17 protein-coding genes are annotated in these 14,556 nt (G+C 50.3%); all 17 read right to left on the bottom strand.

Annotated features, from left to right (window positions below):
- Window positions 1–8: 8 nt before the first annotated feature.
- The 17 genes from FO446_RS24420 to FO446_RS24500 all read right to left on the bottom strand — a co-directional run bounded on the left by FO446_RS24420 (window position 9) and on the right by FO446_RS24500 (window position 14,535).
- Complete coding sequence (locus tag FO446_RS24420) at window positions 9–770, bottom strand: ABC transporter ATP-binding protein (protein ID WP_237899337.1); 762 nt, start codon at window positions 768–770, stop codon at window positions 9–11.
- Complete coding sequence (locus FO446_RS24425; protein WP_233220696.1) at window positions 767–1,798, bottom strand: branched-chain amino acid ABC transporter permease; 1,032 nt, start codon at window positions 1,796–1,798, stop codon at window positions 767–769. The genes FO446_RS24420 and FO446_RS24425 overlap by 4 nt, the downstream gene beginning before the upstream one ends.
- Window positions 1,795–2,673, bottom strand: a complete 879-nt coding sequence (locus tag FO446_RS24430; RefSeq protein WP_106656170.1) for a branched-chain amino acid ABC transporter permease — start codon at window positions 2,671–2,673, stop codon at window positions 1,795–1,797. The genes FO446_RS24425 and FO446_RS24430 overlap by 4 nt, the downstream gene beginning before the upstream one ends.
- Before the next feature lie 133 nt (window positions 2,674–2,806).
- On the bottom strand, window positions 2,807–3,634 hold the full coding sequence (gene paaX / locus FO446_RS24435) for a phenylacetic acid degradation operon negative regulatory protein PaaX (RefSeq protein ID WP_173609901.1): 828 nt from the start codon (window positions 3,632–3,634) through the stop codon (window positions 2,807–2,809).
- Between the two features lie 169 nt (window positions 3,635–3,803).
- Window positions 3,804–4,229 carry a thioesterase family protein gene (locus FO446_RS24440; RefSeq protein WP_237899338.1) on the bottom strand — a complete coding sequence of 142 codons (426 nt, stop codon included), beginning with the start codon at window positions 4,227–4,229 and terminating at the stop codon, window positions 3,804–3,806.
- A gap of 29 nt (window positions 4,230–4,258) precedes the next feature.
- Window positions 4,259–5,458 carry a thiolase family protein gene (locus FO446_RS24445; protein WP_173609899.1) on the bottom strand — a complete coding sequence of 400 codons (1,200 nt, stop codon included), beginning with the start codon at window positions 5,456–5,458 and terminating at the stop codon, window positions 4,259–4,261.
- 33 nt (window positions 5,459–5,491) lie between these two features.
- A complete protein-coding gene (locus FO446_RS24450; RefSeq protein WP_237899339.1) occupies window positions 5,492–6,691 on the bottom strand; it encodes a thiolase family protein in 1,200 nt (399 codons plus the stop codon).
- Window positions 6,688–7,443 carry a 3-hydroxyacyl-CoA dehydrogenase family protein gene (locus FO446_RS24455; protein WP_221867810.1) on the bottom strand — a complete coding sequence of 252 codons (756 nt, stop codon included), beginning with the start codon at window positions 7,441–7,443 and terminating at the stop codon, window positions 6,688–6,690. The genes FO446_RS24450 and FO446_RS24455 overlap by 4 nt, the downstream gene beginning before the upstream one ends.
- Window positions 7,427–8,284, bottom strand: a complete 858-nt coding sequence (locus FO446_RS24460; protein ID WP_237899340.1) for a 3-hydroxyacyl-CoA dehydrogenase family protein — start codon at window positions 8,282–8,284, stop codon at window positions 7,427–7,429. Before FO446_RS24460 ends, FO446_RS24455 begins: the two co-directional genes overlap by 17 nt.
- Before the next feature lie 22 nt (window positions 8,285–8,306).
- Window positions 8,307–9,086 carry an enoyl-CoA hydratase-related protein gene (locus FO446_RS24465; protein ID WP_237899341.1) on the bottom strand — a complete coding sequence of 260 codons (780 nt, stop codon included), beginning with the start codon at window positions 9,084–9,086 and terminating at the stop codon, window positions 8,307–8,309.
- 9 nt (window positions 9,087–9,095) lie between these two features.
- Window positions 9,096–9,869, bottom strand: a complete 774-nt coding sequence (locus tag FO446_RS24470) for an enoyl-CoA hydratase-related protein (RefSeq protein WP_173609894.1) — start codon at window positions 9,867–9,869, stop codon at window positions 9,096–9,098.
- A 33-nt stretch (window positions 9,870–9,902) separates the two neighbouring features.
- A complete protein-coding gene (gene paaK, locus FO446_RS24475; protein ID WP_232774048.1) occupies window positions 9,903–11,231 on the bottom strand; it encodes a phenylacetate--CoA ligase PaaK in 1,329 nt (442 codons plus the stop codon).
- Between the two features lie 56 nt (window positions 11,232–11,287).
- Complete coding sequence (locus tag FO446_RS24480; RefSeq protein ID WP_173609892.1) at window positions 11,288–12,073, bottom strand: enoyl-CoA hydratase-related protein; 786 nt, start codon at window positions 12,071–12,073, stop codon at window positions 11,288–11,290.
- A complete protein-coding gene (locus tag FO446_RS24485; RefSeq protein WP_016741459.1) occupies window positions 12,073–12,474 on the bottom strand; it encodes a PaaI family thioesterase in 402 nt (133 codons plus the stop codon). The genes FO446_RS24480 and FO446_RS24485 overlap by 1 nt, the downstream gene beginning before the upstream one ends.
- Before the next feature lie 92 nt (window positions 12,475–12,566).
- Window positions 12,567–13,028, bottom strand: coding sequence for a PaaI family thioesterase (locus tag FO446_RS24490; protein WP_237899343.1), 462 nt, complete (start codon window positions 13,026–13,028; stop codon window positions 12,567–12,569).
- Between the two features lie 2 nt (window positions 13,029–13,030).
- Window positions 13,031–13,330: an EthD family reductase gene (locus FO446_RS24495; protein WP_106785970.1), complete on the bottom strand. Its 300-nt coding sequence runs from the start codon at window positions 13,328–13,330 to the stop codon at window positions 13,031–13,033.
- Window positions 13,331–13,680: 350 nt separating this feature from the next.
- Window positions 13,681–14,535 carry an NmrA family NAD(P)-binding protein gene (locus FO446_RS24500; protein ID WP_237899345.1) on the bottom strand — a complete coding sequence of 285 codons (855 nt, stop codon included), beginning with the start codon at window positions 14,533–14,535 and terminating at the stop codon, window positions 13,681–13,683.
- Between the last annotated feature and the right edge of the window lie 21 nt (window positions 14,536–14,556).

The raw sequence follows: 14,556 nt of genomic DNA on the forward strand, positions 1-14,556 counted from the left end.
TTCGCGCTTCATTCTGCACCCAGATACGCCGCAATCACTCGCGGGTTCTCCTGAATTTCACGTGGGGTTCCTTCTGCGATTTTTGATCCTTGATCCAATACAACGATGCGGTCTGCAATCGACATGATCATGTCCATGTCATGCTCCACTAGCAAAATAGCCGTTCCGTTGTCGCGAATCTCGCAAAACATACGGCTCATCTCCGCCGTCTCGGTATGATTCAGACCCGCAGCAGGCTCGTCCAACAAGAGCAGCCGTGGTTTGGCTACCATCGCGCGGGCAATCTCCATCAACCGCAGCTTCCCGTATGGCAAGCTCCCAGCCAAAGAGGTCGCTTCCTCTGCCAGACCTACATTCTCTATCCACGTCTGTGCCTGCTCCTGCATCATCTTCTCTTCCTTGCGGGACTTTGCCAGATTCATGCCGCAGGAAAAGAGACTCGCGCTTGTCTTGGTATGCATGCCGACCATCACGTTTTCCAAGACGGTCATATCGTCAAAGGTCTGGAGGTTTTGAAAGGTTCGCGTGATACCCAATCCGGCATATTCATAGCCTTGCACACGTGTAAGCGGATGGCTGCTAAAGCGAATCTCTCCTTCCGAAGGCGGGATCACACCTGACACCATGTTGAGCACCGTGCTTTTTCCAGCGCCATTCGGACCGATCAGCGCGAGAATCTCTCCTTCCCGCACCTGAAAATCTACTTGATTCACTGCCCGTACGCCGCCAAAATCACGAGAAAGCTTTTGCACATCCAAAAGTGTTGTCATGTTGCAGCCTTCCTTTCCACCTGCTGCTTTCGCTGTGCTTCGTCAGCCATGGCCTTCGCCTTTTTGGCCTGCCCTTTTTCGAAAGCAGTCCGGATGCGCGGAACCAATCCTTCTGGCATGAACATGATGAACAGCACGAGAATCGCACCGAATACAATCGTGTCCACATCCCCCTGCAAGCCTGGCACTACTTCACTCAAGAGAACCAGCGCTTCACTGATAAAACCAATCAGGATCGTCCCGATCAACGCGCCCCAGATGCTTGTCATCCCGCCGATGACGACCATCGTCAAAAACTTGATCGACTCGTGCAGTCCAAACGGCTGCGGATCGAGAATTCCCATGTAATGGGCGTACAGGCCGCCGGAAATACCAGCGAACATGCCGCTTACGACAAAGGCATTCAACTTGAACTTGCGGACATCAATTCCCATGGAGGTCGCGGCAATCTCACTTTTGTGAATCGCCCGAAACGCTCTGCCGACACGTGAATTCAAGAGATTAAGTGAGAAGAGCAGCACACAAGTGACGACTCCCCAAATCAAAAAGTACATGGATAGCTCGCTTCCACCAAAGAAAGTCATTTGCGGAATGCTGATCATCCCATTTGCTCCCCCTGTGACCGGCTCCCACTCCGTAATCCCGATCTGGACGATGTAGCCAAATGCGAGTGTCGCCATCGCAAGGTAGTAACCTTGCAGCCCCGCTATCGCCCGCCCAAGGATAAAGGCGAATAACCCTGGAACAATCGCAGCAGCTATCAGGCCGATAAATGGGGGTAGACCGTACTTCGTCGTCAATACTGCGGAGGTATAGGCGCCTATCCCCCAAAATGCTGCTTGTCCCAGCGAAATTTGTCCCGCGAGCCCCATCACGAGGCATAACCCGATGGTTACGATTGCTTGAAGACCGATAATAATTCCAACAGAACGATAGTATTCATCTGGCATCACGAATGGGAAAAGAATCATCAAAAACAGGTAGATTCCTATGCTTTTGCCCCACTTATCGATGATCTGCTTCATCATAGCCCTCCTTTTCCAACGCTGCGTTCTCCAAAGATGCCGGATGGCTTGATCAACAGCATGCCGATCAACACCAGAAAGGCGATCGCGTCCTTCATACCGGAGCTGATGTAACCAGCTCCCAGCGACTCGACAATCCCGAGTAAAAAGGCGGCTACGGCTGCCCCCAGTGGATTTCCCAGTCCGCCAAGAATGGCTGCGGAAAAGCCTTTGATTCCAAGCAACACACCAATATCATAGGACGTTACGGAAAGCGGCGCGATCACGATTCCCGCTATCGCTCCTGTCGCTCCACTGATGGCAAAGGCCAGCATACTCATCTTTGTCGGGCTAATCCCCATCAAGCGAGCTGCCATCGGGTTTACCGAACAGGCGTTGATTTTTTTGCCGAGAATCGTCTTGTCCATCAAGTACCACAGTAAAAAAAGAATGATAAGAACAGCGGCCAAAATCCAGATACTTTGTTGTGCAATCATCACGCCCCCGATTGAGATCGGTTCATTGCTCGTAATCGGTTCGAGTGCAAACGCATCTTTTCCCCAAATGAAGCTGGCAATGCCACGAATCAGTGTGGAGATTCCTATCGTCAAAATAATCAAACTAATCGGATTAGCCTTTTTGACGTAAGCGATTACATATTTCTGCATCAAAACACCGATCAAGGTGACCATGAGGATCGCGAGCAATGCCGCCAAGCCATACGGGAGATTCATGCCAATCAAGGCGACTGTAACCATCCCGCCCAGCATCAAAAATTCACCCTGCGCCAGATTGATCACCTTGCTTACGTTGTAAATCGTGATGAAACCAACCGCTACGATCGCGTAAATCCCGCCACTGACGAGGCCGTTTGCAACGTACTGCAGCAATTCCGTCATATTCGTGCTGTACCCCCTTTGTTTCGCGTCCACCAAACTACACCCAAGTAAAACGCTTACATTATAAATAATGGAAAAATATTTATGAAAAAAGACCCTAGACGTGCTAGGGCCTTTCCTTCGCAGCTTTCGCCTATGCGGATGGCGCAGCTTCATACACGGTCTCGAAGAATCGTACTGCCCCTGGATTTAATAGCTGGTAGTAATTTTGGAACAACTGATCCGCCTCTTTGCCCAACCACAGCTCTGGCAACAATTCCTGCGGCAAATCAGGATCGATGAACAAGAACTTGCGGTATTGGTGGACGAGCTTTGTCTTTTCCACGAAGCAATGGCTGTCTGGAACCTCTTCTCCATTGCCCAGTTTTGCTGAAAGCTGCTCATATTCTTCTCGGTAGTCATCGATGAAGGCCTTGTACTTCTCATTGATTTCATCGATATCCCAGCATTTCTGCACGAGCTGCTTCGGATTGCTCCAGCCCATATGCTCGGATGTAAAGATCTCCACATACTCTGTAATCTCGTGCGCTTCCGTCAGGTCCTTCACACGATCACTGAGATTATTCGGACTGATCCATGTGCTGGTTGTCAGCATCCCGAAGCCCATCCAGCCCAGCTCCTTGCGCAATTGATCACGCAGCGCTCGACGCTCCTCGGGGATATTGTAGCTGGCAATGCACCATTTCCCGTCCCACACATCTGTCTCGACCTTATAAATACGTGCCGCTGCCTCTTCCAGCCGCTTTTTGCCGCGCTCAGATACCGAGTAGAAGCTGCGGTTCCCTACTTTTCGCGATTCCAGCCAGCCTTGGCGAAGCATCCGGGAGATCGCTGCACGAACAGCCGGCTCCGACAGTCCGAATTCCCCCATCAGCTTGGTTAGACTACCAATCCAGATTTCGCTTCCATAATGGCGGACGTATTCACCGTAAATTGTAAAAAGCATGGATTGTGGCTTCACGTTTCTTCTACCCCCAAATCGATTCATACCTATATGCTGTGTGAAATTGTACCATATTCTGTAGGAAGTGCGTGAATCGATCGAGAGTATATGACGATAAAATCATATAACGTTATTTAAACGTAATTATAGTAAAACATTTTAAAAGAGTCAATTTATTCTGTCAAATTTATGATTTCCCATGTACTTCCTCGTTGATCTCAGCTTGCAAGGCCTCAAAACGCCGCTTGATCTCATCCTTTTTGAAGATAGCCTGGACGAACGTCCCGAGCCCTACACGATTGCGCGTAGTGTCCGCCGTAACCTCGCACACTACGCGTTTTTCGGTAACCTGCACACAGGTAGCCCGGAACGTGACCTCCTGACCAATCATAGCTGGTCCGACATGCTTGATGTCGACAGCAAATCCCGAGCCCTCTTCATCATCTCCCAGGCACGGCAAAATGACGCGCCTTCCCGCCCATTCCATGTAATAAATCATACTGACTGTCGACATCACAGGGTGCACCACTTGGCCTTCAAAAACAGGCAGCATGTCCTTTGTCACTGTGACAGTAAATTCTTCCGTCGTACCCGGCTGCAGTCTATCTATCAAGAGTATCTGCCTCCCTATCTGCGCCCAAGCTACACACGCTCGATAATCGTCGCAATCCCCTGCCCAACTCCAATGCACATCGCAGCCAACCCGTAACGGGCATCCCGACGCTCCATTTCATACAAAAGAGTAGTAAGGATGCGCGCTCCGCTACACCCGAGCGGATGCCCCAAAGCAATCGCTCCGCCGTTTACGTTGACCAGATCAGGGTTGACCCCCAGCTCGCGTACGCTTGCCACTGCCTGCGCCGCAAAAGCCTCGTTGAATTCGAACAGATCAATCTGCGTAAGTGACAAGCCTGCCTGCTTCAGTACTTTTCGCGTAGCAGGTACTGGCCCAATTCCCATCACGGATGGATCAACACCTGCTACTGCGGAGGCAACGATTCTTGCACGAGGCTTCAAGCCAGCCGCAAGAGCCGCTTCCTGTTCCATGATGAGCAGAGCGCAGGCTCCATCGTTTAGACCGCTGGAGTTGCCTGCTGTGACGCTACCATCTGCTTGGAATGCTGGTTTAAGTTTTTGCAACTGTTCGATAGTCGTCTCTGGACGTGCATGCTCATCCTGAGCAAACAGCGTGACCTCGCCTTTGCGCCCTTTCAGCTCTACCGGAACGATCTCGGCATCCCACTTTCCTTCTGCCAAGGCACGTGCGTAATTTTGCTGACTGCGCAAAGCAAACTCATCCTGCGCTTCGCGGCTTATGCCGTATTGCTCCGCTACCTTCTCCGCTGTTTCTCCTAGACTGATCGGCGGATACATCTCTTTCATTTTTTCGTTAACCAATCGCCAGCCCAACGTCGTATCGACTAACTGCTGATTACCGCGCTGAAAAGCCGTGCCAGGCTTCATCATCACCAGCGGAGAGCGTGTCATGCTCTCTGTCCCGCCCGCGATATAGACGTGACCTGCTCCGGCTTTGATTGCATTCGCGCTTTGGTTCACAGCCTCCAGCCCTGAGCCGCACAGACGGTTTACTGTCACTCCCGGCACCTCGACAGGCAATCCCGCCAATAGAAGTGACATACGCGCGACGTTGCGGTTGTCTTCCCCAGCCTGATTGGCACAGCCCATGATGACATCATCTATCGTCTTCGGATCGATGGCGTTTCGTTCCAGCAACTTTTGAATCACCAATGCGCCCAGGTCATCCGGGCGCACATCCTTCAACGCACCACCAATACGGCCGATTGGCGTGCGCACAGCATCTATAATGACAGGTGTACTCATTCTTCCACTCCTCTCATGCACGAGGGCTTTTTTCTATAGCGCTTCTACTAACGTGGCCAATCCTTGACCACCGCCTATGCACAACGACACGATTCCGTATTTCTTTTGGCGACGTCTCAGCTCGAAAAGAATCGTACCTGCCAAGCGGGCACCGCTCATTCCGAGCGGATGGCCCAAGGCGATTGCTCCACCGTTTACATTGGTTTTCAAAGGATCCAGCCCCAGCTCGCGTATGCAAGCAAGTGACTGGGAAGCAAAAGCTTCATTTAACTCAAACAGGTCGATTTGCTCTACGGTCATGTTCGTTTCGGCAAGCAGCTTGCGAATCGCAGCGACCGGACCAATGCCCATGATGCGCGGATCAACACCAGCACTGACGAAATGAACAATGCGCCCCAAAGGAGCGACGCCTGTCTTTTGCAGCATTTCTTCGTTCATCAAGAGCAAAGCCGCTGCGCCATCATTGATACCGGAGGAGTTGCCTGCTGTAACGCTACCCTCTTTTCGGAAGGCAGGTCGCAGCTTGGACAATGACTCCACACTGGAATCTCTTCTTGGGAATTCATCGGTATCAAACAGCGTCTCTTCCCCTTTTTTCCCTTTTAACGTGATGGGAATAATCTCATCGCGGAACAGACCTGCATCTATCGCGTTGATAGCCCGAGACTGGCTCTCTGCTGCAAAACGATCCTGATCCTCTCGACTGATGCCGAATTGCTCCGCCACGTTTTCTGCTGTATCTCCCATGGTCAGATCGCCATAGAGCGAGACAGGAGCAGAACGTGGTCCGCCAAAAGACTCGATCAGCGTCTGTCCGCCGCGTTGATACGGCTGCTCGAATTTTTCCATGATGTACGGTGAACGAGTCAAATTCTCTACACCGCCCGCCAGCATGACCTGACTATGTCCTGCCTGGATGGACTGTGCAGCCAAATTGACTGCCTCTAGCCCGGATGCACACACCCGATTCACAGTCAATCCAGGTATGGTGTCAGGAAGCCCTGCTTTCAACAAACCAACGCGTGCAATGTTAATAAACGGTCCGGCCGATATGACGTTACCCATGATGACCCCATCCACAATCTCACCGGATTGTCCTGCCTTCGCAAGCGCTCCATTCAAGACAATAGCTGTCAGGTCGTCGATAGGGGTGTTTTTCAGACTTCCACCCAGCTTGCCGATTGGTGTACGTACTGCTGCTGCTACGTACACCTCCTTGTTAATCAAGCTCATGCCTCTACACCCACTTTGTCCTCGTACGTGTAAAAGCCTTGCCCACTGCGTACGCCGACTCGCCCCGCCAGCACCAGCTTGCGTAATAGCGGCGCTGTGCGATAGCGCTCCTCGGCCAGGTCGCGCTGCAAGCCTCTCGATATCGCAAAAATCTCATCCAACCCGATGCGATCTGCCCATTCGAGAGGGCCGTATGGGTAGTTGGTGCCTTTTTTCATTGCGATATCGATATCAGTAGCGGTTGCTGCTTTTTCCATCAGAGTAAAGGCAGCCTCGTTGATAATGAGTGTTAAAATGCGTGGGAACACGAGACCTACCTCGTCGTTTACGTTTTCTGTCGCTTTCCCGAGCGATTGAAAGAAGCCTTCCGTTGCTTGAATCGTTTCCAGCTCCGTTTGCAAGGCAGGAGCAATCTCGATCAGCTCCCGTTCAACCAAGGGCACGAGCGTTCCAAATCCGCAGACGCGTTCAGGATGCTGTGTCCAGGACGCTACTTCTGTCGCTGTAATCGCGAGCGAAGTCGTGATGATCGGTACGTTTGGTGGCAATAGGTCATCCAGCTCGCGTATTTGCCTCTTCTTCGCCTGCATATCGATGCTATTTACCTCTACAGCCAATTCAACCAGCTCAGGTTCCGCCATCGCTTCTGCAAGCGTAAGCACCTGATAGCCTCTTTCCACCATCAAATCATTCAACTCTGCGTACAGCGGGCTTGTGCCCACGAGCAATACAGCCTTATTTGTTGTAGTCATAGAAGCCTTCCCCCGTCTTTCTGCCCAGGCTGCCGGATTGAACCATTTGTTGCTGAATCCGGCTAGGCTTAAATCGTCCTTCATGGAAGAAGTCGGTATAAACCGATTTGGTGGTGGCAAAATTGATGTCGATGCCAATCATGTCTTGCAGCTCAAACGGTCCCATTTTGAATCCGCCAGCCAGCTTCATAATCCGATCAATCTGCTCCACACCTGCCACATGATCGCCCAGGATGCGCAATGCTTCATTATAATAAGGACGTGCGATGCGATTGACGATAAAGCCAGGAGTGTCCGTCACCAGAACAGGCACCTTGCCCAACTCTTGCGCAAATCGATACGCCACCTCCACATTTTCCTCGCTCGATTTTTTCCCGCGAATTACCTCAACCAAAGGCATAACGGGTGCCGGATTGAAAAAATGAAATCCGAGAATGCGCTCGGGATGCGAAAGCCCTCCTGCAATCTCCGTTATTGAGATAGAGGAAGTATTCGTTAGTAAAAGGGAATCCTCTCTGCAAATCCCAGAAAGCTGGCTGAAAATGCTTTTTTTCAAATCAAGACGCTCTGGCACTGCTTCGATGACGATATCGCAATCTGCCAACTGCTCCATTTCCGATACGAGATGGACCAGATCTAGCGTCTCTGTCATTTCTTGTTCACTGATTTTGTTTTTCTCCACGTCTTTTGTCAGGATCGATTCCAAATAGACAAGCGCTTTGTCCAGCACCGCCTGATTTGCATCCAGCAGCATGACCTGATGTCCTTTGCGAGCACAGACGAGAGCGATTCCCGCTCCCATTGTTCCCGCCCCGATGACGCCTACTGTTTTCGTACTCACTTGGGCTTGCCTCCCTTCGCCTCTAACGGCCTGTAAAACGAGGCGCACGTTTTTCCATGAAAGCGGTGACCCCTTCTTTATGATCCGCTGTGCTGCCAGCCGCTTCTTGTGCAAAAGCTTCATATTCCAAGGTCTCTTCCAACCCCAGCTCAAGCCCTTTGTACATCGTGCGCTTGATCAAACCAATTCCCTTCGTCGGCAGGAACGCCAGCTTGCGCGCATACGCCAACGCATCTTCCATGAAGCTCTCCGCTGGGTACACCTGATTGACCAATCCAATTCGCAGTGCTTCCTCAGCGGAAACCTTTTCCCCCGTCATCGCCAGTTCCAACGCCTTGCCGATCCCGACGATGCGCGGCAAGAAGTAGCAGCCTCCTGAATCAGGAACGAGCCCGATGTTGACAAAAGCATTGACGAAGGATGCCTTTTCCGAAGCCAGACGAATATCGCACGCCAGCGCAACACTCATGCCGGCACCAGCCGCTACCCCGTTTACCGCTGCGATGATTGGCTTCTCTGTTTTTTGAAACTGGAGGATCATGGGATTATAGCGATCCCGCAAGAAACCACCGTAATCCACATCTCCTTCTCTAGAAACGTCACCAAGATCCTGACCCGCATTGAACGCCCGCCCAGCTCCGGTAAGAACGATGCAACGCACGTCCGCATCTTTCTGGGCTTGCTTTAATGCATCGGTGATTTCCTTGTTCATGACGGCTGTAAACGCATTAAATTTGTCCGGACGGTTCAACGTCACCACTGCTACGCCTTCTGACACTTCATAAAGAATCGTTTCGTACATGACCGCCTCCTAATGTCCCGTAAAACGGGGTTTGCGCTTCTCCAGAAACGCTTGCATGCCTTCTTTTCGATCTTCGCTTGCCAAAAGAAGATAAAAGCTGTTTCGCTCGTAATCCAATCCCTCTTGAAGGGGGAGATCACCAGCTTTGTACACGGCTTTTTTGATGACCTGTACCGCGAGCGGCGGCTGTTGGGCGATTTGCTTCGCCAGCTTGAGTGCTTCCTGATAGTACGCCTCCACTGGCACTACCCGATTGACCAGGCCGTATTTCAACGCTTCTTTGGCCGAAATCGGTTCACCTGTGAGCAGCATCTCCAGTGCTTTTCGCTCACCTACCACACGCGTCAGACGCTGTGTACCACCAGCCCCAGGCATGACTCCCAGCTTGATTTCCGGTTGACCAATGACGGCTGTCTCCGAAGCGATCACAATGTCGCAGTTCATCATTAATTCACAGCCACCACCGAGCACAAAGCCGCTGACGGCACCAATAATCGGCTTGGAGATGAGTGAGATGCGATCCCAAACCGCAAACTGATTGCGCTTCATGATGTCGATGGCTGATGCTTCCGCCATTTCATTAATGTCAGCACCCGCTGCGAACGCCCTCGCGTTGCCAGTCAGGATGATCACCCGAATATCCGGGTCGCGGTCCATTTGCTCCAGCTGGTCAACCAATTCATCGACGAGCTGCAAATTCAGTGCGTTTAGAATCTTCGGTCGATTCAACGTAATGATACCGACACCATCTTCACTGGCTACGCTAATATATTCATAGGCCATGAACTGTCACACCCTTTTTTTACAGGAGCTGGTTTACATAGCTGCCTGTGATTTGTTTCGGTTATCCACGACTCGTATCGCTTTGCCTTCGCTGCGCGTCAAGAAATTTGGCGGTTGCACCCGCAGTACCACGGACACACCCAACGTATTTTTGATGTGATGGCAAATTTCTTTTACTAATAACGAGAGAGCAGAGCTGTCATTTCCACTGAGCTCTTTTGCATATGCTGGTGTCAGCTCGCAGTGCACCTCAAATCGGTCGAGGGCACCGTCGCGTTCGATGACGACCTGGTAGTGTGGAGCCAATTGGTTGAACGTAAGCAAAACGGACTCGATCTCTGTCGGGAACACATTGACCCCGCGAATAATGAGCATGTCATCTACGCGCCCTTTGATGCGCGACATCCGCATGGTTGTCCGTCCGCACTTACAGGGCTCAGGATTGAGGGAAGCGATATCACCTGTGCGATAACGGACAACCGGGAATGCTTCTTTCGTCAGTGACGTAAATACGAGCTCGCCTTCTTGTCCGTATGGGAGCACTTCCCCGGTATTCGGATCGATAATTTCTGCGTAAAAATGGTCTTCTGCGATATGCAGACCATCCTGGACCTCATGACATTCAATGGAAACGCCTGGCCCCATCACTTCGCTCAGCCCGTAAATATCCACCGCTTTAATGTCGAGCTCATGTTCCAGTTGCACGCGCATTTCTTCCGACCACGGCTCCGCACCAAAAATCCCGTATTTGACACTCGTCTCACGTGGATCGATTCCTTGCTTTTTCATCTCTTCTACGATGTTAAGGACGTAGGATGGCGTTGCTGCAATGCCACGTGGCTTGAAGTCCTCGATCAACGTAATTTGACGGGAGGTATTGCCACCGGATACTGGCACTGCGACTGCGCCCATGTGCTCGATGCCATTGTGCAGACCCAAGCCGCCTGTAAAAAGTCCGTAGCCATACGCGTTATGGAAAATGTCTCCCGGCTCTCCACCCGCACAGCAAATGGCGCGCGCCACGATCTCGGCCCAATTCTCCAAGTCTCTTTTTGTGTAGCCAACAACTGTAGGTTTTCCTTTCGTCCCGGAAGAACCGTGAATACGTGCTACTTCTTTCATTTCGACTGCAAATAGATTGAACGGATAGTTTTCTCGCAAATCAGTCTTTTTCATGAATGGAAGCTTCTGTATGTCTTCCATCGATTGGATATCTTCCGGTTTCACACCAGCCTCATTGAATGCTTTTGTGTGGAAAGGGACGCGCTCGTATACGCGTTTGACCGTTTCTTTCAAGCGTTTCAATTGCAGTTCCGTCATTTTCTCTCTTGGTAGCGTTTCCATTTCTGTATTAAAGATCATGTCGCTTCCCTCATTCCCTTGCGTTATGACTCGGTAGGAGTGCTTATTTGAAAATGTTACTCGCCTTTAAAAACCGGTTTTCGCTTTTCACGAAAGGCTTCCAATGCTTCCAGACGATCTGTCGTGGGAATAATCACTTCATAACACATGGCTTCGATATCGAGACCTGTCTGCAAATCAACACTGCTTCCGCGATCAATGGCTGATTTTGCCTGATAAACCGCCAGCGGAGCATTTGCCAAAATCTCGTTGGCCAGCCCCATTGCCAGCTCACGCAGTTCCTCTGTATCTTTTGCAACAGCATTTACAAAACCGATTTGATACGCTTCCTGTGCTTGGATGCGTCTGGCAGTCAGAATCAGCTCCTTTGCCTTGGAAGGTCCAATCAAGCGAGACAACCGCTGCGTACCACCCGCGCCAGGAATGATGCCCAAGCTCACCTCTGTCAGCCCCATTTTGGCATCTGCGACGGCATAGCGGAAATCACAGGCCAACGCAAGCTCAAATCCACCGCCAAAAGCAAATCCGTTAATCATGGCAATGGTCGGCTGCGGAAGCCTCTCCAACGCAGTAAATACATCGCGGATTTTGCGGACATTGCGGCGCACCTGCTGTTCCGTCAATGTACGGCGCTCCTTCAAATCTGCCCCTGCACTAAATGCTCGCCCTTCTGCCTTTACGATGACCACGCGAATCTCTTTTGCATCTAAACGCACCTGCTCAATCAAGTTCCCCAGGCGCTCCAATGTTTCGTAGTTCAGCGCATTCAGCTCATCTGGACGATTTAACGTAATCAGTCCTATATGTCCTTCACGTTCAAAGCGAACGCTCTCTTCCATCATCAACGTCCTCCTTGTGCAGGCGGATTCACTCGCGCATACGTGCCGGTAGCAAAAGCCACTAGCTTGCCATCACAAGTCACGCGTGCTTCCATCACGATCAAGCTTTTTCCTTGTTTCAATACATGGGATTGTGCCTCGAGTACCTCACCCCGAGCAGGGTGCAGGTATTGAATCTTGCTCTCCACCGTCACACACTGCTGTACACCATCCACATGAGGTGCTGCCCCATGCCCCATCGCCACATCGGCTAATGTCGCCGTAACGCCTCCGTGTACGACACCTTCGATGCTATTGAACAGCTCGGGGCGAATTTTCAGTGCTACCTTACAGCCCTGTTCATCTCGGTGCACGACTTCTATGCCCAGGTAGTGGTTGAATCGATTACGGATCTCCACTGACATCTTTGCCCCCCTTCTCGTATCGTCTTGAAACAGTGAAAGGAGCCTAAGCACGGGCTTTTGGCATCCTTTCTCCGTTTTATTTTCGCTGTCAGTTATTCGTTTTCGTCGATTTCAACGAAGTAATCATTTTTCCTGTAAGCCAGTGCATCCAGTGTCGCTACCAAGCCATGCTCCGTTTCTACGCGGATGCGGTACCAGGCTGTGCGATTGTTTTTCTTCTCTTCGGTCGCTGTTGCCACCAAGTGATTCCCTTTCATGGCAGCAGCCAAAAAACCGATATTCATCGACAGTGCTACAGACGTTTTGCCATAGGAATTACAGGCCGCTGCAAAAACAAAGTCTGCCAGGGAGAAGATGATTGCGCCATGCGCGGTGCCGTGGGCATTCAGCATATGCTCGGCAACTGTGACTTCCGCAGTCGCCGTTCCTTCTCCCAGCTCAATCAGCTTAATACCCAAAAATTGGGCAAATGGATCTTGCTTTAGCTTCTCACAAATCTCTGCGTAATGCTTCTGATGGAGCGCTTGTTCGTCTATCAATCTTTTCGTGGTCATGATTAAACTACTTCTGCAAAATGCATGGACACAATGGGTCCAGCGAAGCCACGGAGGTCTTTTCCTGCTGCGCGACCTTCAGGCGATGACAACGCTTCCATCAAAGCTTCTTTTGATTCAAAGTACATTTCTGCCATCAGATGCAGGTCGGATTCTCCCATTGGTGTTCCGTAGATTTTGCTCACTTCCATTTTGATTAAGCCAGGCATTTTTTCTGCCAATGGGCCATGTACCTCGAAATAATGCTTGTCAAAAGCATCGATATCTTCGGGCTTGCGATAAATTGCTATCAATTTCACCATCATGATCCCTGCTTTCCTCAGATTATAGTTGCAATGTGTGACGACTAATTCATATAACGTTATTTTAACGCATGTTAATATTTTTATTATATAAAGCCTTTGTGACAGGTGCAAGTATTTTTCAAAAAGCGAGAAAACTCTGCCAGATCGTATCCTCCCTTCCCTTCATGTTTATGACTGGGAAAAGGCTGACAGAATATGCTTCGATGGGGTGATTTCGACTTCTGTTTTCGGGAAAAGCCCTCACTTGCAGGAGTATCCGCTTCATAAGAAAAACCCCGTTGAATCCAACGAGGCTCTCGAAGTAATATTATTGACCATTTAGTCCGGAATAGGCACAAAAAAATGGCTTAGTCTCGCTTCCAATGTTGGGAATGGGTTGATATGAAGTCCGCCATGGATCGTGGTTTTCTCCCTGTTACTCGTTCTACCGTATCGGTTACGCTGTTTTCGGCACCATTGCGAATATGTTTATCCAAATCTGCCATGAAACCTGCATATTCCATCGTCAAACCTGCTGTGACCAGCTTATCCTGCAATGCTTCCGTGCTAATATGTTCATGCTTGATAGTACGTCCAATTGCTGATTCAATCATGGCCGCTACTTCTGCATAGCTTAGCGCCTCTGGTCCCGTAATAAAATGATGGGTGTTATGTGGAATCTCGTCGATGAGTGCATGAACTCCAACTTCGGCGATATCATCAGCGTCTACAAATCCAATCCTTCCATTTCCCGTAGATGTAACAATCTTGCCCTCCTCTTTGATTGAGGTTCCATGTTGCCCATGAATAAAATTTTGCATGAAATAAGAAGGCTTCAATATTGCCCACTCTGGACTATGCTTGCTTACTGCTTCATGGAGCCTTCCAAACACGGGTCCATCCTCCGGAATAATCAAAGCACTAAGCATGACAATCCGTTGCACGCCGGCTTGTAAAGCCCTATCCAGAAATGGAAGTACGAGCGGAGATGGATCAAAAACACCCACTGGTGCTACCAGATATAGCTTTTTCACATCTTTCAATGAATGCTCGAAGGTTGCTACTTCATTCCAATCAAAATGTACATACTCGATGTCGGCGAGAGGTGGTTTAGTACGACTCGCTATACGGGGATGGTAGCCTAGTTCTGTTAGCTTTTTGGCAATACGGCTTCCTGTTGTACCTGTTCCACCTGTGATTAGTATCTTATCCTTACGTTCCATATGATCAGCTCCTTATCCAAT

Origin of the sequence: Brevibacillus brevis (assembly GCF_022026395.1) — a bacterium.
Lineage (GTDB): Bacteria > Bacillota > Bacilli > Brevibacillales > Brevibacillaceae > Brevibacillus.